Source organism: Salinicola corii (assembly GCF_008298015.1).
GTDB classification, from domain to species: domain Bacteria; phylum Pseudomonadota; class Gammaproteobacteria; order Pseudomonadales; family Halomonadaceae; genus Salinicola; species Salinicola corii.
On sequence record NZ_VTPX01000001.1, the window covers coordinates 678,940 to 702,189 of the forward strand.

At 59.5% G+C, this 23,250-nt stretch carries 20 protein-coding genes; 4 read left to right on the plus strand and 16 right to left on the minus strand.

What is annotated here, in order from left to right:
• The first annotated feature begins 243 nt into the window (after positions 1–243).
• Complete coding sequence (locus F0A16_RS03175; RefSeq protein ID WP_149433919.1) at positions 244–1,275, plus strand: DUF2333 family protein; 1,032 nt, start codon at positions 244–246, stop codon at positions 1,273–1,275.
• A 104-nt stretch (positions 1,276–1,379) separates the two neighbouring features.
• Here F0A16_RS03175 and ppa read toward each other — a convergent pair whose 3' ends face one another.
• Positions 1,380–1,910 (minus strand): inorganic diphosphatase, encoded by a 531-nt coding sequence (ppa, locus tag F0A16_RS03180; protein WP_110598259.1) that lies wholly within the window; start codon positions 1,908–1,910, stop codon positions 1,380–1,382.
• A 276-nt stretch (positions 1,911–2,186) separates the two neighbouring features.
• Between ppa and F0A16_RS03185 the strand changes: the two genes are divergently transcribed.
• On the plus strand, positions 2,187–3,827 hold the full coding sequence (locus F0A16_RS03185; RefSeq protein ID WP_420853062.1) for a bifunctional protein-serine/threonine kinase/phosphatase: 1,641 nt from the start codon (positions 2,187–2,189) through the stop codon (positions 3,825–3,827).
• Between the two features lie 118 nt (positions 3,828–3,945).
• Here F0A16_RS03185 and F0A16_RS03190 read toward each other — a convergent pair whose 3' ends face one another.
• From F0A16_RS03190 to F0A16_RS22220, 13 genes are all read right to left on the minus strand, one after another.
• On the minus strand, positions 3,946–5,229 hold the full coding sequence (locus tag F0A16_RS03190) for a TRAP transporter large permease (protein ID WP_149433921.1): 1,284 nt from the start codon (positions 5,227–5,229) through the stop codon (positions 3,946–3,948).
• The gene (locus tag F0A16_RS03195) at positions 5,226–5,867 is read right to left on the minus strand and encodes a TRAP transporter small permease (RefSeq protein ID WP_149433922.1); all 642 of its coding nucleotides are present in this window, start codon (positions 5,865–5,867) and stop codon (positions 5,226–5,228) included. The genes F0A16_RS03190 and F0A16_RS03195 overlap by 4 nt, the downstream gene beginning before the upstream one ends.
• A gap of 11 nt (positions 5,868–5,878) precedes the next feature.
• On the minus strand, positions 5,879–6,856 hold the full coding sequence (locus F0A16_RS03200; protein ID WP_149434104.1) for a TRAP transporter substrate-binding protein: 978 nt from the start codon (positions 6,854–6,856) through the stop codon (positions 5,879–5,881).
• A gap of 530 nt (positions 6,857–7,386) precedes the next feature.
• Positions 7,387–8,211 (minus strand): HpcH/HpaI aldolase/citrate lyase family protein, encoded by an 825-nt coding sequence (locus F0A16_RS03205; protein ID WP_187775886.1) that lies wholly within the window; start codon positions 8,209–8,211, stop codon positions 7,387–7,389.
• Positions 8,212–8,267: 56 nt separating this feature from the next.
• Positions 8,268–9,467, minus strand: a complete 1,200-nt coding sequence (locus tag F0A16_RS03210) for a CaiB/BaiF CoA transferase family protein (RefSeq protein ID WP_149433923.1) — start codon at positions 9,465–9,467, stop codon at positions 8,268–8,270.
• A gap of 49 nt (positions 9,468–9,516) precedes the next feature.
• The gene (locus F0A16_RS03215; RefSeq protein WP_149433924.1) at positions 9,517–10,893 is read right to left on the minus strand and encodes an MmgE/PrpD family protein; all 1,377 of its coding nucleotides are present in this window, start codon (positions 10,891–10,893) and stop codon (positions 9,517–9,519) included.
• Positions 10,890–11,285 (minus strand): VOC family protein, encoded by a 396-nt coding sequence (locus tag F0A16_RS03220; protein ID WP_149433925.1) that lies wholly within the window; start codon positions 11,283–11,285, stop codon positions 10,890–10,892. The genes F0A16_RS03215 and F0A16_RS03220 overlap by 4 nt, the downstream gene beginning before the upstream one ends.
• An 8-nt stretch (positions 11,286–11,293) precedes the next feature.
• Complete coding sequence (locus F0A16_RS03225; RefSeq protein ID WP_149433926.1) at positions 11,294–12,478, minus strand: acyl-CoA dehydrogenase family protein; 1,185 nt, start codon at positions 12,476–12,478, stop codon at positions 11,294–11,296.
• Positions 12,475–13,341: an HTD2 family dehydratase gene (locus tag F0A16_RS03230; RefSeq protein WP_223119692.1), complete on the minus strand. Its 867-nt coding sequence runs from the start codon at positions 13,339–13,341 to the stop codon at positions 12,475–12,477. The genes F0A16_RS03225 and F0A16_RS03230 overlap by 4 nt, the downstream gene beginning before the upstream one ends.
• A 403-nt stretch (positions 13,342–13,744) precedes the next feature.
• Positions 13,745–14,119, minus strand: coding sequence for a hypothetical protein (locus F0A16_RS03235; protein ID WP_149433927.1), 375 nt, complete (start codon positions 14,117–14,119; stop codon positions 13,745–13,747).
• Positions 14,120–14,152: 33 nt separating this feature from the next.
• Complete coding sequence (locus tag F0A16_RS03240) at positions 14,153–14,872, minus strand: ankyrin repeat domain-containing protein (RefSeq protein ID WP_149433928.1); 720 nt, start codon at positions 14,870–14,872, stop codon at positions 14,153–14,155.
• Between the two features lies 1 nt (position 14,873).
• Positions 14,874–15,671, minus strand: coding sequence for a Tle-like phospholipase domain-containing protein (locus F0A16_RS03245; RefSeq protein ID WP_149433929.1), 798 nt, complete (start codon positions 15,669–15,671; stop codon positions 14,874–14,876).
• Entirely contained in the window at positions 15,598–16,173 is a 576-nt protein-coding gene (locus tag F0A16_RS22220; RefSeq protein ID WP_420853057.1) for a DUF2345 domain-containing protein, read from the minus strand. The genes F0A16_RS03245 and F0A16_RS22220 overlap by 74 nt, the downstream gene beginning before the upstream one ends.
• 50 nt (positions 16,174–16,223) lie before the next feature.
• On the opposite strand from F0A16_RS22220, the gene F0A16_RS03255 reads away from it, so the two are divergent.
• On the plus strand, positions 16,224–17,144 hold the full coding sequence (locus F0A16_RS03255) for a formylglycine-generating enzyme family protein (RefSeq protein ID WP_149433930.1): 921 nt from the start codon (positions 16,224–16,226) through the stop codon (positions 17,142–17,144).
• Between the two features lie 134 nt (positions 17,145–17,278).
• Positions 17,279–18,187: a formylglycine-generating enzyme family protein gene (locus tag F0A16_RS03260; protein ID WP_149433931.1), complete on the plus strand. Its 909-nt coding sequence runs from the start codon at positions 17,279–17,281 to the stop codon at positions 18,185–18,187.
• 52 nt (positions 18,188–18,239) lie between these two features.
• Here F0A16_RS03260 and F0A16_RS03265 read toward each other — a convergent pair whose 3' ends face one another.
• Together F0A16_RS03265 and F0A16_RS03270 are read right to left on the minus strand one after the other, a co-directional pair.
• Positions 18,240–20,441 (minus strand): hypothetical protein, encoded by a 2,202-nt coding sequence (locus F0A16_RS03265; protein WP_149433932.1) that lies wholly within the window; start codon positions 20,439–20,441, stop codon positions 18,240–18,242.
• A complete protein-coding gene (locus F0A16_RS03270) occupies positions 20,438–23,230 on the minus strand; it encodes a type VI secretion system Vgr family protein (RefSeq protein WP_239023686.1) in 2,793 nt (930 codons plus the stop codon). Before F0A16_RS03270 ends, F0A16_RS03265 begins: the two co-directional genes overlap by 4 nt.
• Positions 23,231–23,250: the final 20 nt, after the last annotated feature.

A 23,250-nucleotide genomic window follows, 5' to 3' on the forward strand; every position in this document is an offset into this window, starting at 1 on the left:
GGCTGGCGTTGGCGGCAAAGCAGTGTGAATCGATGCGTCTTTCGATCGTGCGGGCGCGGAAAAGTGCCATCGATCCCACCGGTGGGCCCGGCCCGGCATGCAGCGAAAGGCGGGCTGCGCGTTACGGGGAGCATGATAGGATAGAGTCATATCGTCTCCCAACCCCGTTCCGGTCGAGCCTGGCTACCGCAGATGGCCTTTCTCGACATGTTTTCCAACCTCTCGAAATGACAAGGATCGTCCATGGCTCTATTTCGCAAGAAGAAGGCGCCACTGTCGCGCACCGAGGTTCTCGAAACGCCTCAGTACGGCTGGATCTGGAAGCCGTTGGTGGGGTTGGTCGCCATCTACCTGCTGGTCTGTATCGTTCTCGGTATCTGGTGGAGCTGGACGCCCGCGCCCATGGACCCGAAGCAGGCGGTCGAGATGCAGCGGGGCTTCCCCCAGAGTGTCGATACCGGCGGAGGGGAGAAACCGGTGCCGCCGGGCGAAGCCTTGCTGGCCAGCAATATCGCGATTCTGGATACGCTGCTCCACAAGCCGGGCGGTTACCTGCGCAATGACGTGATGCCACCGGGGCTGTGGCTCGACAACATGCCCAACTGGGAGGCGGGCGTCACTCGACAGGTGCGCGACGCGGTCGCCATGCTGGGCGGCGCGCTGACCGTGGGTAATGCGCCCTTGAGCCAGGCCAGCGAGTCGCTGGGCGGCGATCTCGACAGCTGGCGCTGGCCAGCGTCCGAGACTCTCCTGAAATCGGCGCGCAATAATCTGGGCGAAGCTTTCACCGCACTGGAAAACAGTGCCGGACCGGGCGCCCCGACCCAGGATGCGGCGGCATCGACCGAGCCGGCTGCTGTGCCCGATGCCGCAGCGCTGACCGAGTGGCTGGCCCAGGTCCAGCAGCGGTTGCGGACCCAGACCCGGCAACTGGCTGCCAACGTTGGCCAGTCGCCGAATGGCGATCAGCAGACCGACAGCACGCCCTGGCTTCGAATCGACAATGTGTTCTTCGAGGCGCGTGGAACGACCTGGGCGCTGGCGCAACTGCTGCAGGCCGCCAGGATCGACTATGCCGACGTGATCGATGGCAGCGGCGTCGGTGCCGATTTCGACCAGCTCGTCGCGGAGTTGAAGAGTTCTCAGGCCCGCGTCTGGAGTCCGGTCATTCTCAACGGCTCCGGGTTTGGACTGTTCGCCAATCATTCGCTGATGATGGCCAACTACACGGTGCGGGCGTCCCAACTTGTCGAGAAGATCCGCAGTCGGCTCTGAGTGTCATCCATACGGACCTTTCGTCGCCTGCAATGCAGAACGCCGCTCCGGTCAGCGACCGGGGCGGCGTTGTCTGATGGCGAGCTAAGCACGCCTCCTCGTCGTTATTCGTTCTCGTAGGCGCTGACGGCTTTCTCGATGGCCTTGCGGGCCGCGTCGGCGCCGTCCCAGGAGTCGATCTTGACCCACTTGCCTTTCTCGAGATCCTTGTAGTTCTCGAAGAAGTGGGCGATCTGCTGACGCAGCAGCTCGGGCAGGTCCGTGACCTCGTGCACGTCGTCGTAGAGCGCGCTCAGCTTCTCGTGGGGCACGCATACCAGCTTGGCGTCCTCGCCGGCTTCGTCCGACATGTTCAGCACACCCACCGGGCGGGCGCGGATCACGCTACCTGGCTGAACCGGGTAGGGCGTGACCACCAGAGCGTCGAGAGGGTCGCCATCGTCGGCCAGTGTGTTCGGGATGAAACCGTAGTTGGCTGGATAGAACATCGGCGTGGCCATGAAGCGGTCGACCACCAGTGCGTCCATCTCCTTGTCGATTTCATACTTGATCGGTGCGTGGTTGGCGGGAATCTCGATCGCCACGTACACGTCGTTGGGGAGATCCTTTCCGGCGGGAATCTTGTCGAAACTCATCGTTGAGTCCTTGCGGTTTGCAGGTTGAACACCAGCGGGCGAAAATCCGGGGAATTATACGAACAGGCTAGGCCGATTACCAACCCGGGCCACGAACCGCCATCCGGAAATATCGACATCGAGACGCCGATGTCGCTGGTGGTGTCGGCCCCCGGGGCAGGGACATCCCTTACCATTCGTCGACCAATCGGGAGAAAGCCGTTGTCGAAAAGCTCACTGTCGTTGACCTATGGTCAGGCCTTCGTCGCACCGGATCTGCATCGTCATCGTAGCTCGATGTCGGTTCAGGTTCCTCAGGGCGAGCAGTTGGTCTCCAAGGGTGGCTGTGCGCTGATCAGCGACTCCACCTGGCGTAACTCGATCGCCAAGCAGGCCGGCGATCTCAGTGTGCGGGGATTCCTCGCCGACTACTACTCGACCCCTGAGCACTGGGACATCAAGACCTCCGCGACCCGCGTGCTGCGTGCCCTGAATAGCTGGTGCCACAGTCAGAGCGGCTATATCGAAGGGGGAAGTTACATCTGCTCGCTGTCGGCGATGATCTTTCATCAGCATGACGCCCACCTGTTCCACATGGGTGACACCCTGGTCTACCGCATCCGGGGAGCGGAGTTCGAGCAACTGACGCGGGATCACGTTACCGACCTGGGCGGATATCGCTATCCTTCCCGAGCGCTAGGGATGGATGGCCACGTGGACATCGACTACTCCACCTTTTCGCTCAAGCAGGGCGATCTGTTCCTGTTCATGACCCAGGCGGTCCGCGGCACTCTGGTGCCATCGGAGTATGTGCAACTGATTCGGGCCGATGTCAGTGACCTGGACGCCGCTTGCGAGCGTCTTGCCGAGGCAGCTAACCAGAGGGCGATCGAGCGCGGATATAACGCCAACCAGTTCTGTTTCCAGCTGGTACGTGTCGATCGGCTCTCGGACGATGAACCGGACGAGCCGCCGCGCGTCTTTCACCATCTACCGGTACCGCCGGAGTTGTCCAAGGGCGAACGGCTCGACGGCCTGGAAGTCGTCGATATCCTGTCCCGAACCGCCAAGGCCCGACTCTACCGTGTACGGGACGTGCGCAGCGGGCGCGAGATGGTGATGAAAGCGCCCAGCCCCGAGCTCTCCACGCGCAATGTTTATCTCGAGCACTTCGGCTTGCAGCAGTGGGTTGTCGAAAGGGTCAACTCGCCGTTCGTGGTCAAGGTGATGGAACCTGCTCGGCCACGACGTTATCTCTACTACTTGATGAGCTACGTCGATGGCGAGACATTGACCGAGTGGCTGGGACGACATCCCCAGGCCAGTTTCGAGCAGCGTCTCGAAATCGCGCGCCAATTGGTCAAGGCAGTGCAGGCGCTACACCGACACGACGTACTACACCAGCACATTCACCCTGACAACATCCTGATCGACCGGCATGGTAACCTGCTGCTGACCGATTTCGGGGCTTGCCACAAGCGCGAGGGCGACGCTCAGGGTGAAGCACGTCAACTGGCGCGTCAGGTCGGGCTGACCGAACACAGCGCGCCGGAGTACGCGTTGGACACCGAGGTCGGTCGGCGCAGCGACCAGTATTCATTGGCTTCCACTATCTACTGGATGCTCACCGGTCACTTGCCTTATACCCTCCTGCCCAATCATCTGCGTAGCCATACCGATCTGGAGCAGATGACCTACCGGCGCGCGCACTTGAGCAATCCGGCGATCAGCGGTGATCTCGACGATGCGCTGCGCCGCTCCCTCGATCCGCTGCGGGCGCTTAGGTTCCGTCGCATCACGGAGCTTGCCTACCATCTTCGCCCAGCTCCGAAAAGCGACGAAGAAAGGCGGCGTCCGTGGCGGGAGCCGGCTAACGTGTGGCAGGCCATCGCCACCGTACTGCTGCTACTGCTGATTCTGTCCTGGTGGTTGAAGTAACGCCTCAGACCTCGCAGGGGGTGGCGTTTGAGGCGCCGTGAAAACGGGGCGAGAAAAAGAAGAGGGCGCCGCGATGGCGCCCTCCATGGTTGCGTCGTATGCGAACTGGTCTCGTCCGCTACGGCATCCCCAGCCAGTTCGGCAAACCGAGTGACAGGAAGGGCACGTAGGTCACCAGCAGCAGGAAGCCGAGCAGCAGGAACAGCCACGGCGTTGCCGCTCGGATCGTGCGCGTCAACGGCATGCCGGTGACGGCCGAAGCCACGAACAGGTTCAGGCCCACCGGTGGCGTCACCAGGCCGATCTCCATGTTGACCACCATGATGATGCCGAAGTGGATCGGGTCGATGCCCAATTGGGCGGCGACCGGGAACAGGATCGGGGCCAGGATCAGAATGATCGCCGACGGTTCCATGAACGACCCCGCCGCCAGTAGCACGATATTCACCACCAGCAGAAAGGTGATCGGCGAGAAACCTTGTTCAACGACCCACGCCGTGATGGTCTGCGGGATCTGCTCCGTGGTCAGGACATGGGCGAACAGCATCGCGTTGGCGATGATGAACATCAGCACCACCGACAGCTTGGCGGCGTCGAGCAGCACGCCGGGACACTGCCTGATGGTGATGTCGCGATAGACGAACAGCGCGACGAAGCCGGCATAGACCGCGGCCACGGCAGCGGCTTCGGTTGGCGTGAAGAACCCGCCGTAGATGCCGCCCAGCACGATCACGATGGTCAGCAGCCCCCAGCTCGCCTTGCGGGCGGTGGCGAGGAACTCGCCGACCGACGGACGCGGCAGGGCTGGCATCTTCTTGATCCGAGCGACGATGTAGATCGCGACCATCAGGATCAGGCCCAGCAACAGACCGGGTACGATGCCCGCGACGAAGATCTTGCCGACGGAGCTTTCGGTGACCGTGGCGTAGACCACCATCACGATGGAGGGCGGGATCAGGATGCCCAGAGTGCCGGCGTTGCAGACGATGCCGGTGGCAAAATCCTTGGTGTAGCCAGATCGCGCCATCCCGGCGATGACCACCGAACCGACGGCGGCGACCGTGGCCGGAGATGAACCGGAAAGGGCCGCGAACATCACGCAGGCGAGCACCGAGGCGATCGCCAGGCCGCCGCGGATGTGGCCGACGCAGGCGTTGGCGAAATTGATCAGGCGTCTCGCCACGCCGCCGCTGGTCATGAAGGCGCCGGCGAGAATGAAGAACGGGATCGCCAGCAGGGTGTAATGTTCGGAGGTCTCGAACAGCTTGATAGCCAACGAGCTCAGCGAATCCTGGCTGAACAGCATGATGGTCAGCGAGCTGGCGATGCCCAGCGAAAACGCGATCGGCACGTTGATGAAGAGCAGGCCGAAGAGCACCACGAACAGAAAGGCGATGGTCATGTCGACTTCTCCTCAGTGCCGGCTTCGTCCTGGAGTTTCAGGGCGTCGGTGGATTCGTTGCTCAGTTCCATGGTGATCTGCCGGCCGCGCAGCATCCGTATCAGCACTTCGATCAGGCGTATCAGCACCAGGGTGAAACCGATCGGCACGATGATCGTGATGTGCCACTGCAGAACCCCGTACTGGTCGAGGTCCTCGGCACCGATGCCCGCACGCATCAGCGCCATGACCCAGCTGTAGCTGGAGACGGCGAACAGTGCGGTATAGGCGATACAGATCAGGCAGGTGAGGATGCCCACGCCGCGTCGTGCACGCTCCGGCAGCAGCCTGACGAGCAGGTCGACGCCGATGTTGGCGCCGATGCGCACGATGTAGGCGATACCCAGGAAGATCAGCCAGGCGAAGCACGCTTTGGTCAAAGCGATGCTCCAGGTCATCTCCTGGGCCAGGTCGATGATGAAATCACCGATCGCGAAGAGCGGTGTTTCCGCGAACGGAAACAGGTCCGCCGCATCGTAGAAGACGGTATAGAGGTTGTTGACCATCACGTAGCTGAAGGTCACCAGGGTCATGAGGGCGAGGAGGAAGGCCACCAGGCCCTCCTCCAGATGCGCCCAGGCACGCAGGAAACGTGTCATGGTCGGCTCGGTTACTGGGTGGTTTCAGACTGGGTGGCTTCGGACTGATTGGCGCCTTGGGCAGCCTCGATCAGGTCTTCGCCGATGTCGTCCTGGAACTTCTCCCACACCGGGCGAACCGCCTCGCGCCACTCTTCGCGCTCTTCCGGCGTCAACTGGATGATCTCGCTGGTGCCGGCATCGATGATCGACTGTTTGGCCTGCTGGTTGAGATCGTAGGCCTGCTTGTTCACCTTCTGGGTGACGTCGACCAGGATATCTTCCAACTGGCTGCGGATGTCGTCCGGCAGTCCGTTCCAGAAGTCGGCGTTGGTGATCACCATGTAGTCGATGATGCCGTGGTTGGACTCGGTGATGTACGGCTGCACTTCGTGCATCTTCTGGCTATAGATGTTCGACCAGGTGTTTTCCTGACCGTTGACCACGCCAGTCTGCAGCGCCTGGTACACCTCGCCGAAACTCATCTTGCGGGGAACGGCACGGAGCTCCTTGAACTGCTCGTCTAGCACGTCGGAAGCCTGCACGCGGAACTTGAGGCCGCGGGCATCCTTGGGCTCGCGCAGCGGCTTGTTGGCGGAGAGCTGCTTCATGCCGTTGTGCCAGTAGGCCAGCCCCTGGATGTTGCGATCCTGCATCGAGTCGAGCAGGCCCTGTCCGGCGTCGGAGTGCTGGAAGCGGTCGACGGCATCGATGTCGTCGAACAGGAACGGGAGATCGTAGAGTTGCAGGCTGGGGCTGTACTGCTCGAACTTGGCGAGCGAGGGGGCCAGCATCTGCACGTCGCCGAGCAGCAGCGCTTCCATCTCCTTGCCATCGCCGTAGAGCGATGAGTTGGGGTAGACCTCGACCTTGACGCGGTCGCCGAGCTTCTCCTTCACTTCCTCGGCGAACATCTTCGCGCCCTGGCCCTTGGGCGTGTTCTCGGCCACGACGTGGGAGAACTTGATGACGATGGGGTCCTGCGCTTGAGCAGTCGCGACGCCACCCATCAGGATGGCAACTCCGATCGCGCCAACCACTGTTCTTGGATTGATGAGAGACATGGCATTTCACTCCTGAGTTTGTTCTGTCGTCTTGGCGTCCTTGATGACGCCTTATTGGCGATGCCAGGCGGAGTATGCGGATAATTATCTCGATTCGTATATTCAACCTTCGGTGGGACTCGACACCATCGGGTCGATAAAGATAACGCCTTTTTCTGGTTTAAAAAGTTTAAAAAGTCGGGTCTGGATGGTGAAAATCGCTGGTTTTGGCGTGATGTCAAAAACAAAAAAACCTTAAAATTCAAATAATAATGTCTTTTTCATGAATTTTTTGACGTCCGATTCATGACTTGTCGCGGACACAATTCCACGATCAATCACCGCCGCCGGATCGGGGGTATTCCGGCAGATTATCGCGGCGGCCAAACTCAAGGTCACAGAAGTTAACGAAGATCACCGTCGCCACGAAAGAGATTTCAATGCAAGCTGGCGACGCTGTAGTGATACGCGTCGCCAATCGTCGCGGTGATGATCTTTCAGTCCCGGTCGGCACTGGCAACGATCCGCTGGGCACGGGCCATGACCGGCGCATCGATCATCTGGCCGTCTATCTGGCCGGCCCCGGCGTCCTGCTCGGCGGCCTCGATCACACGTAACGCCCAGGCCAGTTGATCCTCGGTCGGCATGAAGGCAGCGTTGACGACGGCGACCTGGCGCGGATGGATGCAGAGCATACCGCCGAAGCCCATCGCCACCGCACGCCTGGCGGCGCGGTCGACGATCTCCATATCGCGGAACTCGGGATGCACCGTATCGATCGGTGGCGCGAGTCCGGACAACCGGGATTGCACCAGCAACTGGTAACGGGCCTGATTCAGCACCCAGTCACCGCCCTCGCTATTCGGCTCGATACCCAGGTCGAGTCCCAGATCCAGGGCACCGAAGCTCAGTTGAACGACGCCTGGCGCCTGGGCGAGCCCGGGCAGCGCCTGCAACCCCCTGGCACTCTCGATCAGCGGAATCATCGGATAGCCCAGTGCCTCCACCTGGGCCAGACTTCGGGTGCTTTCCGCTTTGGGAACGACGAGCCCGGCGATACCCGTTTGATCCCGGCAGAGCGCTAGATCCTCGAGAAAATCAGCGGTGTCCGCGGCGTTGATCCGCACCCAGACGGCGCCCGGCGATGCCGTCTCGAGAAAGTCACCCAACGCCTGGCGGGCCATCGGTTTCGCTGCTGGCGCGACGGCATCTTCCAGATCCACGATCACGATATCGGCGCCGCTGGCCAGCGCCTTGGGAATGCGCTCGGGCCGATTGGCAGGAACGAACAGCGCCGAGCGGGGCGGAGTGGGGGAAATCATGGGCGCTTTTCCTCGCAGGATCGAATGGGATGAAGGGGGCTAGTCGAAGGACACGGTCAAATCGTACCGGCCTGGCGCAGCGTGTTCACGTCTTCATCGGCATAGCCCAACTGCTTGAGGATGGCCTCGCTGTGCTCGCCGAGTGCAGGGACGGCATCCATGCGGGGCTCGTACGCCATGTTGCGTCCGGGCGGCAACGCGGCCGGTACTTGCCCGCCGGGCGTCATCACGTCGCGCCAGCGGTCCCGGGCCGCCAGTTGCGGATGGTTCCACACGCCGGCCATGTCGTTGACGTGGGCGTTGGCGATCTGGGCGCGATCGAGTCGGGCGATCACCTGCTCCGCCGTGAGTTCGGCAAAGACCTTGTCGATCAGCGCCCGCAGGGAGGTGCGATTCTCGGAGCGCTTGAAGTTGGCATCGAAGCGTTCGTCCGTGGCCAGCGCCGGTTGTTCCAGTACCTTGTCGCAGAACAGCTGCCATTCGCGCTCGTTCTGGAGTCCGAGCATCACGGTGCCGCCGTCGCCGGTAGGGAAGGGGCCGTAGGGATAGATCGTGGAGTGGGATGCGCCAGCGCGAGGCGGCGGTGTCGCGCCGTCGAAGGCGTAATACATCGGATAGCCCATCCATTCGACCAGGCTCTCCAGCATCGAGACATCGATGTGCGAGCCTTCGCCGGTCCGTCCGCGAAGCAGCAACGCCGAGAGGATGTTGCTGTAGGCGTACATGCCAGCGGCGATATCGGCGACCGAACAACCCGCCTTGGCCATCGCATCCGGTTCGGGGCCGCCGGTCACCGACAGAAACCCCGCCTCGCTCTGGATCAGCAGGTCGTAGGCCTTCTTGGTCTCGTAGGGGCCGCCTTCTCCGTAACCGGAGATATCGCAAACGATCAATTGGGGAAACCGCGCGTGCAGCGTGTCGAAGCCGAGCCCCATTCGCGCAGCGGCGCCGGGGGCCAGATTCTGCACCAGCACGTCCGCTTCCGCCAGCAGGTCATCGAGGATCGGTTTGGCAGCCTCGTGCTTGAGGTTGAGCGTAAGGCTCTCCTTCGATCGGTTGGTCCAGACGAAATGCGAGGAGAGACCGTGTACGCGTTCGTCGTAGCCGCGGGCGAAGTCGCCGACGCCGGGACGCTCGATCTTGATCACCCGGGCGCCCTGATCGGCGAGCTGTCGCGTGCAGAAGGGCGCGGCGATGGCATGCTCGAGGCTGACCACGGTAATGCCATCCAGGGGGCGAGGGGATTGAGCAGTCATGACAGGTCCTGTTCGGAAAACGGAAATTCGGCGCTGACCCATCGCCAGATCACAGTAACGGCTCGAGGCGTGTCACCGCCGGCAGATTCCAGGCGTGGGCGATCAGCCTAGCGACCTCGTCGTCATCGGCGGCTCCGGAGAAGCTGACCAGGCGGCGGAACTTCGCCTCCAGCTCTTCCCGGCTCAGGGTGTTGCCCGGATCGCCCTTGGGTTCGTCGATGGCGGCGCTCAATCGGCGGCCGTCGCGGGTCGCGACCTCGACTCGTCCCAGCCAGCGTCGGGGATAGGCCCCATCCACCTCCGGGTCCAGCACCATGGAGACGCGCTGGCGGAAACTGGCCACTGCCTCGTCTTGCAGGGCGTGATCCCGAAAGCTGGCCAGACTGGCATTGCCGTGCACGGCGATAAGGCCGAGTACGCTGCCCATCGAGAACTTGGCCTGGTGGATGGTGCGCGGATCGACCACGGGGCCGAGCACGTCGATCGCCGCCTGATGGACTCTGGCCGTGACCGTCTCGATGTCGTCGTGGGTGAGAGATTCCCGCTGCATCAGTGCCAGCAGGGCGTCCGCCGCCGGATGCGTATGGCGACAGGAAGCGTGATATTTGAACGAGGTCTCGGTCAGCGCCCAGCGCTCGCTGAGGCGATCCGTCAGCCGACCGGGGGCGGCATCGGTTGACATCCCGGCCGCCATTCCCTGGGGGCCGTCGAGGATATGCCGGGCACCGGTCAGGCCGCTCTGGGTCATGTAGGCGGCCAGGAGCCCGTCCGAGGCGGCCTTGGCCGTGTGCAACTGCTTGGAGTCGGCGGCGTCGCGCAGGAATTCCCACAGCCCCGCAGCCTGGGTGCCGGCGTTGCCGAGCAGATTCACGAACCCGTCGGTGTCGAGTTCCATCAGCTTGCCGGCCGCCACCGCGGCAGCCAGCGTGCCGGCGGTGCCGGTGGTGTGGAAGATGCGATAGTGCGAGCGGCCGAGGAACTCGCCGATCCGAATCCCCGCCTCGTAACCGGCCACGGCGGCGGTGATCATCTCCTCGCCGCTGCTGCCCAGATCCTGGGCGGTCGCCAGCGCGGCGGGGAAGACCACGGTGGCGGGGTGGAGGACGGAGCTGTTGTGCAGATCATCCTGCTCGACCACGTGCGACGCGGCGGCGTTGACCAGCGCGGCGAAATGCGGCGAGGTCATGCGGCGATCGGTCAGTTGCTGACAGCCGCCGTCGCCGGGACCCATGAGCTTGCTGTACTGCTCGAACAAAGGGATCGGCGCATGATCCTTGCCGGCCAGCGCCGAGCCCAGCCAGTCCAGATAGTAGGCCTGGCAGCGCTCGACGACGTGTCGCGGTATCTGGGCGTAACTGAGTTCAGCCAGGAAGCCTGCCAGTTCACGTGTTGGATCACGGGTTTGATCATGGACCAGGTCACTCATCTCGGACGCTCCTCGATTCGATTGGCGATCTCGATCAGGTTGTCGTCGGGGTCGCGAACGTAGACGGACCGGATCGGGCCGGTAGCGCCGGTCCGATCCACCGGACCTTCGATGATCGTGATCTCTTCGGCCTCCAGGTGGGTGATCACCTCTTCCAGCGGTGTCTCGCTCAGAAAGCACAGGTCCGCCGAGCCCGGCGTGGGGCGGTCGGCCTTGGGTTCGAATTCGCGACCGTGACGATGCAGGTTGATCTTCTGCTCGCCGAAGCCCAGGGCGATCCGGCCTTCGCCGAAGACGACGCGCTCCATGCCGAGGGCGCGGACGTAGAAATCGCAGGTGACGTCGATATCGGCCACCGTCAGCACCAGGTGGTCCAGTCGTGAGATCTTCATGGGCAACCTCAGAACGAGCGTGGCAGGTCGAGCAAATGCTCTGCGACGTAGGAGAGAATCAGGTTGGTGGAGATCGGGGCGACCTGATAGAGGCGCGTCTCGCGGAACTTGCGCTCGACGTCGTACTCGGTGGCGAAGCCGAAGCCGCCGTGGGTCTGCAGGCAGACATTGGCCGCTTCCCACGAGGCCTTGGCCGCCAGGTACTTCGCCATGTTGGCGCTGGCCCCGGCCGGCAGGCCCGCATCGAACTCCTGGCAGGCGCGCCAGCGCATCAGATCGGCGGCTTCCACCTCGATATGCGCCTCGGCGATGGGGAACTGCACGCCCTGGTTCTGGCCGATCGGGCGATCGAAGACGACGCGCTCGTTGGCGTAACGGCTGGCCTTGTCGATGAACCAGCGGCCGTCGCCGATGCACTCCGCCGCGATCAGGGTGCGCTCGGCATTGAGTCCGTCGAGGATGTAGCGGAAGCCCTTGCCTTCCTCGCCGATCAGGCTGTCCGCCGGCAGTTCGAGGTTGTCGAAGAACAGCTCGTTGGTCTCGTGGCCAACCATGTTGGCGATGGGCTGGACCGTCATGCCATTGTCGATTGCCTGATGCAGGTCGACCAGGAAGATCGACATCCCCTCGGACTTGCGCTTGACCTCGGCCAGTGGCGTGGTGCGCGCCAGTAGAATCATCAGATCAGAGTGCTGGATGCGCGAGATCCACACCTTCTGGCCATTGATCACGTACTTGTCGCCGCGCTTGACCGCCGTGGTCTTGATCTTGGTGGTGTCGGTGCCGGTAGTGGGCTCGGTGACGCCCATCGACTGCAGGCGCAATTCGCCGCTGGCGAGCTTGGGCAGGATCTCGGCCTTCTGGGCGGCGCTGCCGTGCTTGAGCAGCGTCGCCATGTTGTACATCTGGCCGTGGACGAAGCCGGCGTTGCCACCGCAACGATTGACCTCCTCGAGAATCACGCTGGCCTCGGTCAGGCCCAGGCCGGAGCCGCCGAACTCCTCGGGGATCATCGCACCGAGCCAGCCGGCTTCGGTCAGCTCGGTCACGAACTTCTCGGGGAAGCCCTGGACGTGGTCGATCTGGCGCCAGTATTCGCCATCGTACTGCTGGCACAAGCTGCGCACGCCGTCGCGGATCGCTTCCAGCGCCTCATGGTCGACAGGGGCTTGATCGATAAGGTCGAGACTCATGATCGAGACTCCTGATCTTCAGTGTCATTGAATTCAACCGTGGCGCGATGGGCCGGTCCGTCTTCGTTGCCGGCGGTCAGCTCGGCGATGCCGTGGTCGGTAATCCGGCCGGTGGTCTGAAACGGCTTGTCGGCGATCAACGGGCGCAGGCCGCGGTAGCACATGCTGGTGGGGCGAGCCCGAGGGTTCGCATCGCAGAACGCCTGCAGTTGCAGCGTCGCGATCAGCGGCCCATGCACCACCAGTCCTGGGTAGCCCTCGGTGTCGGTGACATAGGGCCAGTCGTAATGGATGCGGTGGCCGTTGAAAGTGACCGCCGAGTAGCGAAACAGCAGCACCGGATCGGGATCGATGGTCTGCGACCAGTCGGCTTCCGGCATCGGTTCGTCGAGTGACAGCTTGGGCGGGGAAGGCTGGCGGTAGACGATGTCCTGCGACTCGCGGATCGAGACCTCGCCCCGCTGGCGATAGTCGTGCTGCACGGTCACGAACAGCAGCGAGCCGGTACGGCCCTGCTTTTCCTGAATATCGCTAACGGTGGAGACGCGTTCCGCCTCGATACCCGCCCGCAGTGGGGCCAGAAACTCGACGCGCCCGCCGGCCCACATCCGGTTGCGATCATCCGCCGGCGGCAGAAAGCCGCCACGGGTCGGATGGCCATCGCCGCCGAGCTGTGTGCCAGACAGGGGATTCTGGAAGAAAGCCCAGTGCCAGAGCGGTGGTAGCGGCTCGCCGGGGGCGGGGCAGGGCTTGTCGAAGGTGGCGGCGACGCGGGATACCAGCGCGGCGTCGAGTTGATCGACGCACCGTTCCCGGTTGCCGATCCAGCGCTCGAGGGTGTCTTGGGGCAGATTGTCGGGCATGACGCGATTTACCAATCTGGGAAGGTATCGCCAGCATGGCCGGACTCGATATCGGAGGAAATCTGTCTTTTGTGGCAGGGGGCTTTGGTTTCGCTGAATACGACTTTGGTCGGCGGTTTCTGGATGACCTGCGGTCACCTTGGAGTCAGCGCAGCGGATTCAGACAGGGCTTGGCACACGTTCACGCCTGAACCGTCGTCTCATTCTCGAGGGTTTCGTCTACGCCGCTAGTCTGATATGGCACAATAAAGCCTGGAGAGGGTGTAGTAGTGTCTTGACGGTGGGAAGTCTTTGCAATTTAAATTTTCGCAGTTTCATATGCCGCTTCATGTGACACAACCATCTTTAGCAGATTGCACGGTGTAAAGTGGTTATGAAAACTTTGTTGATATTAGTGGCCATATCATCGCTTGCGCTGACGGCATGCGGGCAAAGCGGTGCCGACCAAGATACAGAAAAAGCGGTTGATGCGTTGATCAAGAAGACGAAAGACGAACTCGTCCGCGTCGAGCAGGCGGTTGAATTTTTTTAGCGCATAGATCTGCAGATGGGCCTCGCCCAGTGCCTCCTTGGTCTCCCGGAGCTCGGACTCGTACTGCTCACGGATGTCCTTGGGGCGGGCCTTGAACCCGTTTTCCATGCTGCGCTGGTCCTCATCGATCCAGCCCTCGACCTCAGAGACGGTGAGATCATACTGGCGAGCCAGCTCAGCAACCACCCGTGGTGACACATCGTCGAGGCAGCACGCCAAGACGATGTCGCACTTGTATTTTCTCAATCTGCTTGTCGCCAAATAGATAGTTTCTACACCCTAGAAATCTACCTGAATGTCTTGGCTTTTTAACCATTGCCTTATTTTCTCTCGCTTTTCTTGGCTCTCCTCCGTGTACGAGTCCTCTTTTGGTCCTGTTGCAAGAGGGGCTTGGAAAGTCGTACCTCTTTTATTTTTTTGCTTTGGATTGGCGCCGAGCTGTAACAGCTTCATGATTCGGTCATAATCGTCTGCGGCGGCAGCGAAGAAAAGAGGGGTGTCCCCAACGATGTCCTGGTGGTTTATATTGGCACCATTGTCGATTAGCAGTTCAAAATTTTTTGCTGGATTCCCCACTGCGTTGAAAAGCGGTGTTGCTCCACCTTTGTTTTCGATGTCGACAGGAGCGCCATGCTCAATGAGCTCCTTGAGGTAATTGGTCGTATCTAGTCGCGCTGCGGTATGAATGACAGTTTCACCGCTTGAGCTTGGAATCGTTGGGTCAGCACCGTTTTTAATAAGCATTTTGAACTCGTCTATATTATTTGATGCCATGGCGAGCCAAAGAAGCGTCCTTCCTTTTTGATCAATTGCGTTAACTTCGGCACCTTCCGATATTAGTTTTTCCGTTCTTTTCCCATCGCCGGAGCTGATTGATTGCGCCAACTCTTTGGCCATTTTTCCAGTGAACATTTCGCCTTTCTCCGCGCTATCCGAAGGTGTGCAGCCCGAGGCCATGAAAAGTGCCAGCATGGCATATTTGAAATAGAGCTGACGCATCTTACTCGCTCCAAGGGGGTGTTTTTGAAAATGATTCCAAGACGGAGTTCATGGAATGGTCCGATATTCTATTGCCCATTATTGATATGGGGTCATGCTTTTCCCAGCCTGAAAGTGGAGTAGGGTCAGGCAGCGTTATTTTTCTGCCTAATGCATCTGGTAGTAGCCATCTGTCGACTAAGGCTTCTTCTTGCTCCCATGTCAATATTTCGCCAGACGTATTATATCTTCGGATTAAGCCATCGTTGGCAATGCTGCTTGCCTCGTCGAAACTGATGGGTAGGTTAGAGATTGTGTTCTTATGGATTCCTGCAGCCTTGAAGGTAACTGCGGGAGTGTCCGTAGTGATGGCAGATGCTGAAGCAAGCCCACCGCCTAAGGAGTGGCCTGTGATAACCAGGTTTTCCCCATAAGCTGTCTTGGCTATTTCTGATAACTGTCTGGCTTGTACGTATTGAGGAGCTGCCATGCCAGCGCCCTGAGGAAGGTTTCCCTGTCTCCAGTCGCCTCCCCAGTCAGTGAAGTCTGTTCCGGCAAACGCAAGAACGTAATTTCCATCTCCATCCGTATATATTGACGACTGGAATCCAGTGCTCTCATCTTCCAGTAAGTCTGGACGTATGCCATCGGCCAAAAGATCATCTTCCGAGAGAGGATGCCACTGAGATACAGGCTCATGCCGATAGACCGCATCCGCAATTTGTGCCAAGACTTGGTCTATTGGTTTAGGATCGATTCCTCTTACCTGTTCTGAAAATGTAGCCAAATTTTTTGGGAACGCCATTCTGGATGCTGCCATTGGGCATACTCGTCGGTCCGCCGAAGCTGTGCTGTGCCCCCTTGAGTTCCGCAGCACCCGGGCAGTGGACCTCGATATTGCCGCCTTCGATGCGGATATAACCGCCACCGCTCTGCAGCAGGATGCCGTTTTCGGCATTGACCTCGATACGGCCCTCGGTGGAGGTCACCTTGACGCCTTTCTCCGCGGTAAAGGCCATCTCGCCATCCTGCGCCTGCATCTCCACCTTGCCCCGCGCCGAGAACAGCTTGATGCCAGCCTTCTGCACGAACAGCGAGAGCTTCTCGGAGATGGAGGCGACCAGACTCTTGCCTCGTTCTCGGAGTTGAGCCGGACCCGTTCCTGGTCGGTGGCGTCGTCGAACACCAGTTCGTTGTACTTGCTGCCGCGGTAGGTCTTGCTCTTGAACCCGGAGAGCAGGCCGTGGCTGTATTTGGTGACATTGGTTCAAGACAGAGGGCCGACGGATGGCAACATTCTGCAATATTTCTTGCGCCCCCATGCCTACCCGCCATGGCACAATAGAAACAATGCTTTGACTGAGATCTCCATATGAAATACTGGATTGCTCTGATTGCTATCTCCGCCTTGGGTCTGAGCGCCTGCAGTGGTGGTCAAGCTGACTCGAAAAACCAACAGGCGGTCGATGCGCTGATCGAGAAGACGAAAGACGAGCTCGTTCGCGTCGAGGACGGTATCTTCCAGATGGGGGACTTTGGTCCGATCGATCCCAATCTGAAAGGTAGTGACAAAGGGTTGCCCTACAGCGCCGACCAGGACAACAAGCCGTTGCATGATGTCATGCTGGATACATTTTACATGTCACCGACCAAAGTGACCTATGCCGATTACGATGTCTATACTCAGGCCACGGGTAAAGACAAGATCAATAGCACTAATAAGTTCGAGATGCAATTCCGCCAAGATGACGTCCCCGCCGGTGTGGATTGGTATCAGGCCAGGGGTTACTGTGACTGGCTTGCCAAGGAAACGTCTCTGCCCTTTGCGCTGCCGACAGAGGCGCAGTGGGAATATGCGGCTCGTTCGGGTGGGAAGTTTATACCCTACGGCACTAGTACGGGCACCCTTGAAAAGGGAAAAAGTATTCCAACCAGTGATGATGTAGACAAGGCAACCCAGACGGGAATAAGAAGTAATATTGCCCCCTATCCAGTACGGCTTTACCCGCCCAATAAAATTGGGTTGTACCAAATGGGGGATAATGGGTACGAGTGGGTTTCTGATTGGTATCAAGCTGATTACTACCAAAGGTCACCAGGGCAGAACCCGAAAGGGCCAGATGACGGCGGCGAAAAGGTTGTTAGAGGGTTGCCTCACGGTAATGGCAGGGGAGGAGGGTTGACAATGGGACGCTATCATGCATCTCCAGATATTGTAAAAAATGATATCGCTATTATATATACTTTTCGCTGTGTATTGAATGGCAGCAGCTTGGAAGTTAAAGATGGCTGAATGCAGTACCAAATTATGGTTTACAGGGCTTGAGTGAAAGGTTTGAGGTTGGTCTGTGCATGATTGATAAGGAACCCGTGCGGTGAATGTCATGCGAAGCGTGATAACCAAAATTTTGGAAAAAGGAATTATCTATGAAGCCGTGGTTTGTTCTGGTGGCGCTATCGACCTTGAGCTTGGTTGCCTGTGGTGACGGTCAGGCTGACGCGAAAAATCAAGAGGCGGTCAATGCGCTGATCAAGAAGACGAAAGACGAACTCGTGCGCGTCGAGGGCGGTACCTTCCAGATGGGGGACTTCGGGCCGATCGATCCGAAGTCAGGCGGTCTACCTTATAGTGTGTACGATGATAATAAAGAATTGCACGAAGTGACTCTCGATAGCTTTTATATCTCCGAACGTCAAGTGTCTTACGCCGACTACGATATCTATACGCAAGCGACAGGAAAAAAGAAGATAAACAAGGATGGCGTAAGTGCCAAGTATCGAGCGGCTAATGTTCCGGCAGGAGTAGACTGGTATCAAGCTAATGATTATTGTCAATGGCTCGCAGAGAAAAGCGGGGAGCCATTTTCTTTGCCGACAGAAGCTCAGTGGGAGTATGCTGCGCGGAGTCGCGGTGAGTTTTTGCCCTATGCCACAAATGATGGGACGTTAAGCCCTGGCGTAAATTATCCGACAGTTGAGGAAAGAGAGGGTGCGACACCAGCAGGAGACCATTTCTCACCTTATTTTGTCGGTAAGTATCCGCCCAATCCCCTCGGTGTTTATCAAATGGGTTTGAATGGTTTTGAATGGGTTTTGGATTGGTATTCTAAAGATTATTATGCGAGCTCTCCCGAGCGTAACCCTATGGGGCCTGAGAAGGGTGAGAAAAAGGTGCGTAGAGGTGGAGCTCTTGGGGAAAGCGACACTGCTCTTTTGACCGTTAACAGGCGTCCCGCCGATCCCGGGCTAAAGCTTGAAAATAATCCTTATTTGTCTAAAGGGCCGGTGTCTACCAATACTTTTAGATGTGTTTCGAATTCCACCAAAAACCAATAAGTTTAGATTGTTGAATGTGCGAGCAGGCTACTCCCTGCTCGCAATTTTTTTATCAGGCCTGATATATTGCGTTAGAAGGTTTGCACAAGGTCGTGTTAAAGCAGGGCTTTTCGAAGGCGGGTGATACTTCTAGCTGTGTCAGGTATTCTGTCATATCATTGCGGACTATTGGCTCCCCTTTTGATGCCTTTGGCCGTAATGCGTTGTAAAATCTTTTCAGGTTGTCTGCATAATGGCTAGACCACCAGCCCGTTTCTCCGAGGGCTAAAAACCTCAATAGCTTTTCCTCTCCTTCATTAATGGTAAGGTTTTTCTCTGTCTGGCTGGATTTTATGCGCTTCATGACGCTGTGGTATTCTTCTTGCGACTGTATCCATGTAAATGTTCTTATTATGGCTCGTTTTCTTTGGGTCATATATCCGAAGCGCCAAAAATTCTTGTCTGTAATGTCAGTCGTGCGATTGGAGCCGTCTAGGTTGTCAAAGGCGTTTCTTTGCATTAATCGGTATAAAAGCGCGCCTTTAGAATCAGGCGTGGTGTAGCGTAATATGTCAGGGTTAGCATTGATCCTTTCAACAAGTTCACCTCGTTCGCTAGCCGCTTCAATGCTTGACTCTAAGGCTGATAGCATCGCCGTTGCAGTGTTTTGGATTTCTAATGCAGAGTCGTACATAAACTCTTTAATGTCTTCTCCGGTCTGAACTGCCAAGGTTAGCATGTTTGACAACGCTTCAAAGGTAACTGCATCAATGAAGTCTAGTTTCTTGTAGTTAATGTTTTTCAGCTGGTAGGTTACCCACTTTGCAAATTCGTAGATAAGTGTCGCATCAACTTCTAGTATTAGCTTGCCTTTGGCGCCAACGCCGTAGCAGAGAGCCGCCCTGGCGAATATTCGAAACTTTCCGCCTTGATAAGATATCTTGAGCGTGGCCTCGCCACCGATGCCGATCTGACCCGCGATAGCCGGGGCAATTTTCGCAAACGGCTCGAATTTCTCGCTCTCTGGGCTTTTCCACTCGACCTGTCCTGCCACGGTGGCTTCGAGCTGACCACCGATAAAGGCACCAAGTTCGCCACCCTGGCTATTGTCGGGTAGCGACATATCGACCGTCTGCTTTCCCGGAATTCCTCCGTTCCTGGAGGAGCCCCTGACGCCCTTGGCCTTGGCTCCGCTTCCGGTGAATTCAGCATCGATATTGAGCTCTGCGGCGATACTGGCGCCGATGCCGCCGGCCACGCTCAGAATGGTGTGAGAGCGCAGCATTCCAAGATTCATGCCCGCAAAGGCCATCATGTATCCGCCCGGCGGCTCGTAGCAGTCGATGGACGCCTTGGCCTCCGCCAGCATCAGCTCCGCGTGCCCGCTGGACTTGATCGCGCCTTCCTTCTTGAAAGGATTGGCCTCACCACTAACGCCACTTGCCCCGTAGGACCATCGCATCAATTGTGCTTCCGCACTGAGATCGACTTTGAGGCTGTCCACGTCATGCTCGCCACCGCTCTGATAGGAGCGGGCGATCTGAAGGTTTTCGTTGATGTGCTCGCTCCACTGGAAAAGCTCCTTGTGCTGATCTTCCAGCTTCATCCAGTCATCGAACCAAGGTATATCGACCTTGATGGATGTGCCATCACCGATATCCGTGAGCTGATTTTTTAGCTTCTTCCAGTCGACCTTGCCCTGCGTGATGACGCTGTCGTCACCACCCGTCGTATCGGCTCGAGAGGTCAACCGATACTTCCTCCAGTGGTTCTGGATTTTCTGTGAGCGAACGTAGGTCATCCTAAAACCCACGGCTGAAGCGTGCCCGCCCCGTCGCTGGATGGGGATGAGTTCGCTGATATGATTGGTATTGTCACTGAGCTGCGTCAGCGGCTCCATCTCTTGAATAAGATCTCGATTGGCCTTATCCAACTCGGACTGTGCCAGGATGACCTCGCGCTCCAAAGACTCGGCGCTATCGGCTTCTGACAGCGCGGCACGCTCTTCGGGTTTGAAATAGCTGCTCTGTTTGACCTGAATATACTTGTCCTGACAGCTCTTGAGATGGCTCGTCGCCTGCTGCTGAGACTCGACGACGCTTTCGAGCAGACGCATTTCAGCGAGTAGATCCGGCATATCCTCGCGGGGCACAGCGAGAATCGTACCTTTGCCGACCATATAGAAAAGCTGATCCGCCGGCTCGTGATATGCGTCCTGACCTTTGCTCTTGTTTCTGGTTTGGGTGTTGCCGTCGGCATTACCGCCCTGACTCATGACAGCTCTCCTTCGGCGGCGTCGTCGAACCGATCCAGTATCGTCACCTGGATTTCCTCAGGTTTGCTCGTGAAGATTTTCTGGGTTTTCCCTTCGCTATCGCTGCGCCCTGTCATGATCCGCCCTTCGGCAGTCGACACGCGGTAACGTGCATGGGCGAGAGGTTTTCCCGATTGCTTGTCCTTCAGTGTAAAGAACTCCTCGAAAGGCCCTTGGGCATCAGGTAGCTCGGGTTGAGTTCGGGTGAGGCTCGTCGGCCCACCGAAGTTGTGCTGCGCCCCCTTGATATCCGCGGCACCTGGGCAGTGGACCTCGATATTGCCGCCTTCGATGCGGATATAGCCGCCGCCGCTCTGCAGCAGGATGCCGTTCTCGGCCTGGACTTCGATACGCCCTTCGGTCGAAGTCACCTTGACGCCTTTCTCCGCGGTAAAGGCCATTTCGCCATCCTGCGCCTGTACCTCGACCTTGCCCCGTGCCGCGAACAGCTTGATGCCAGCCTTCTGCACGAACAGCGAGAGCTTCTCGGAGATCGAGGCGACCAGGCGCTTGCCGGTGGCGATGTTGACGTCCTCGCCGCTGGAGACGCTCAGCGATCTGCCCTGGGCCAGGTGGGTCGATTCCGGGGTGCTCATCGTGATGCCGGCGGGCGAGGCCATATGTAGCCACGGCGCTTTCATGCGCGCGGCTTCGCCGCGACCGCCGCTATCGCTGGCGCCACGGGCATTGCTCTGATCGGCCTGTCCTGATGAATCGGCGAGCTGTTCGCTGTTGCCGTAGGCGTCGTCAGCGTCTTCACCGGCCTGCTTGAGGTTCTCGCGACTGTCGAGCGCTTCGGCGTTGTGGTCCTGGGCGCTCTGGCTGAGCGTATCGGTGAGGTTGTAGGCGCTGTCGAGCTGCTGTCTGGCCGGGGTGAGATCGAGCTGATCGCCGCTGGCGCCGAGCTGGCCCCAGCTGGTGAGGTAGAGCCCCTGGTTGGCGCGGATGGCGCCATAAGCGTCGGTGCGCAGTTCGAACCCGGTGCCACGAAAGGCGCCACGGGTGTTGCCGGTCTGATGGATCAGGTAGCCGAGGTTGAGCTGGCTCTTCTCGGCCTCGGAGTTGAGCCGGACGCGCTCCTGGTCGGTGGCGTCGTCGAACACCAGCTCGTTGTACTTGCTGCCGCGGTAGGTCTTGCTCTTGAACCCGGAGAGCAGGCCGTGGCTGTGCCAGTCCGGGGTCTGCTCGCCGCTGTAGACCCGGCCGGTGATCAGCGGGCGGTCGGCATCGCCTTCGAGGAAGTCGACCAGCACTTCCTGACCGATGCGCGGGACGAACACGCCGCCCCAGCCGGCGCCGGCGTTGGGCTGGGAGACCCGCAGCCAGACGCTGGAGTTCTCGTCCTGCTGGCCCTGGCGATCCCAGTGGAACTGCACCCGCACCCGGTTGAGGTGATCGGTGTGGATCTCTTCATTGGCGGGACCGACCACGGTGGCGGTCTGGGGCCCGCCGATCACCGGACGCTGATGGATCAGCGGATGGCGGTAGGGCTGGGTGCGCCGCTGGGCTTCGAGATCGACCAGGAAGTGGCCAGTGCCGCCGGTGGCGTAATCGGAAAGACGCTCGCCGGTAGGGTCTGCGGTGTCAGCTTCGAGACCGTGCGCTTTCTTGGCGGCGTCAAGCTGGAGCTGCAGGCTGCCGGGCAGCGCCTGGAGCTGGGCCGAGACCGGTAGCGCGTTTTCGGCGTGGACGGTGACGCCCAGCAGCAGAAACTGTCTTTCTTCCTCGCCACCAGTGTCGTGCAGCGGGTGCTGGGTGAGCTCGAACCAGCGTCCGGCCTGGAGCTGGCGCGCGCCGCCGCTGCCGCGAAAGCGCTTGGCGCGGGATTCGTGGGACTCCAGGCGGTGCTCGGTGAGGCGTTCGCCGCGCTCGTAGCCGTGGTAGTAGTACTCGCCGGCGTAGTCATACAGCTCGGTCGGCGGCAGGTTACCCTGGTCGCTGAGGGTATCCAGCCCGGTGCGCTTGGTCAGCGAGGGCTGCTTGTAGTCGAAGGTGCCGACGCTGACCCGGGTGGGCTGCTGGCGGCGCACGCCGCCCCACTGGGTGAGGGCATCCTCGCGCTCGGTGGCCGCCTGGCGGTGGAAGCGGATCGCCTGGGGGCTGACCGGCTGGGTGGTGTCGACGTCGTCGGTGAAGACGATGCGGTGGCCGTCGAAATCATCACCATTATCGCTGTCTGTGCTATCGGCAAATTCGGCATACCAAAAAATGCCTTCTTCCTCGCAGAGGCGGCTGATGAAGTCGAAGTCGCTCTCGCGATACTGCACGCAGTAGCTGCGGGCGGGATAGTCGCGGCGCAGGTCGAAGCGGTAGCGGCCCTTGGCCAGTTCATGGCCGTCGAATACGGCGGTGAGGACATCGACGATGCTGCGGTCCTGGAAGATCCGGCTGTCGCGGCCCAGCTCGAGCATCTTGAGCCACGGCACCAGGGTGAGCTGGTAATAGGTGACGCCACCATCCTCGCCCAGCAGCGCCGCCTCGGAGACCAACCCGTGCAGGCGACGATAGCTGCCATCCGCCTGCAGGATCGACAGGTTGGCCGGCTGGGCCATCAGCGTCTTGAGCTCGATATCGCCCTGCTGGGAGATGCAGTCCAGCCGGTAGCAAAACGGCTCGCTGACGCGCTCCTCGCCCACCAGCCGGTGGGGAATGAACGACGCCCCGGCGATGTCGAGGGTCAGCAGTCGCTGGGACTGCGACAGGTCGATGTCGAAGGTGTCGAGTAGGCTATTCAGTATCGAGTCGGCCATGACCTTTTCCCGTGATGTCA